Annotated in this window: 1 protein-coding gene and 1 pseudogene; both read right to left on the reverse strand. The window is 59.1% G+C overall.

The window, feature by feature from the left end; translation table 11 throughout:
* Positions 1-579: transposase-like zinc-binding domain-containing protein (locus ACPUD7_RS17615; RefSeq protein WP_425120633.1), on the reverse strand; the 579-nt coding region annotated here is incomplete at its 3' end.
* Positions 580-731: 152 nt separating this feature from the next.
* Positions 732-1,634, reverse strand: a pseudogene (locus tag ACPUD7_RS17620) (IS5 family transposase).
* Positions 1,635-1,913 lie beyond the last annotated feature (279 nt).

The raw sequence follows: 1,913 nt of genomic DNA on the forward strand, positions 1-1,913 counted from the left end.
CATCCGCAGCCCTGCACGGGTAGGCACGTTCCCCGTATCGGACGCGGAGCTCACACGGCTGGAAACCATGCTCGCCTGGCTGGATTTTCGGCGCTCTTTTGGCCGGAAAAAAGTTGACAAAACACAGCCATCGACGATCGCAGCCACCGGGGCGGGGATGCGGCTGATGAGGGCTGTCCAGGACGCGTTCTTCTCCTGGTCGCACCATTGCCAGTCGATGACGTGAGTGCCGGTGTAGGCGATGAGCACGCACCAACCGTTGAAGTAGGTGCCGTCGAGCATGATCTGGTCATGGATCTCGCCTGTCGGGACCACCCTGGGGGTTACGTTCCAGCACCATTGAATCTTTCGTGTGAAGGTGCGAGTGCTGGTAGCGAAATCGCCTCGTGGCTGCGTGCTGGTCAACCATGCGATGAAGCTGGTGAAGTCGGCCTTCTTCGCCGAATCGGTGCGCGTCTGAATTGCTGAACAGCCGCAGTGTTTGCACCGCCACCTGGTGCGTCCGGCACCGGTTTTGCCATTCTTGACGAGCTTGTTTGCACATACACCACAGACGGGGTGATTTCTGGGATTGGGCACTGAACATGGTTGCAGAGCATGTTCAATCCAGTCTTGCCCTACTGGCTACTGGGCAAGCAGGCTATCCTGTACACACATTTTGGCCTATAACCCACAAAACTCAGCACAGTGGTTTAAGGACTTGAACGCATTCGAGCTAGGGCATGTCTCCTTTATTGACGGAGCCAGGTCAAGATGGCACTGATCACGACCGCGGCACGATAGATGACCGCGAGCTTGTCGTAGCGAGTCGCTAAACCCCTCCACTGCTTGACGTAGGCGAAGGACCGCTCGACGACATTGCGGTTCTTGTACGCCATGGAGTCGAATGCCGGCGGTCTCTCGCCACTGCGGCCACGCTTCTTCCGGGATGAGATCTGGTCTTTCTTCTCCGGAATCACCGCCGTGATTCCGCGAGTCCTCAAATACTGACGATTATGCCTGGACCCATAAGCCCGGTCGGCCAATACCGAGTCCGGGCGCGGCCAGCCCCAATCCGTGGGACTCGAATATCAGCCAGTACTTGCGGCAGTATGACTCCGTCGTGGCGTTGGCCGCCGGTGATCACGATCGCCAACGGTCGGCCCCGGCCGTCAACGGCATGATGGATCTTCGTTGTCAGTCCGCCTCGGGAGCGTCGGATTCCGTGACCGGCAGGTTCACACTCCCGATCTGCCAGATTCTTGTAATTCGATGAGGGCCCCTGTGTCCTGGTCAGGGCGGGACGTGTTCGTCGCATGCTGGTGGGCACGATTGATGGTGCCGTCGACGGAGACGTTCCAATCGATGTCGCCAGCACTGTCGGCGTCAGCCAGGATCTGGGCAAGGACGCGGTCCCAGGTGCCGTCGGCGGCATACCGACGGTGGCGTTTCCAGACTGTTTGCCAGGGACCGAAGTGTTCTCGTGGGAGATCGCGCCAGGCGATGCCGGCCCGGTATCGGTAGGCGATGGCCTCGACGATTCGTCGGTTGTTTTCGAAGGGTCGAGCTCTCTTGCCAGTGTTGGAAGGCAGCAGTGGTTCGATACGTGCCGACTGTTCGTCGGTGAAAACGTGATGTCTTTGGTCTGTAGTCACCGAATCAGCTTGTCAGTGGTCGAATCGTCAATAAAGGAGACACGCCCTAGATCGGATATCGGAATCGCCGGACTCGGTCGACCTCCACGAACCCCAGACGACGGTAGATTCCCTCGCCCTCCGGCGATGCGGTGAGGACAGCGGTACGTGCCCCTAGGGCGTGTCTGATAAACATCCCGGTGTGATTCTGAAACCCTGGAAACGTGTCTCGATTTCAACTGCTCACTGACGACCAATGGGCCCTCATCGCCGACTACCTCCCGGCACCGACGGCCCGAC

The organism is Brevibacterium sp. FAM 24630 (assembly GCF_049804075.1).
Taxonomy (GTDB): domain Bacteria; phylum Actinomycetota; class Actinomycetes; order Actinomycetales; family Brevibacteriaceae; genus Brevibacterium.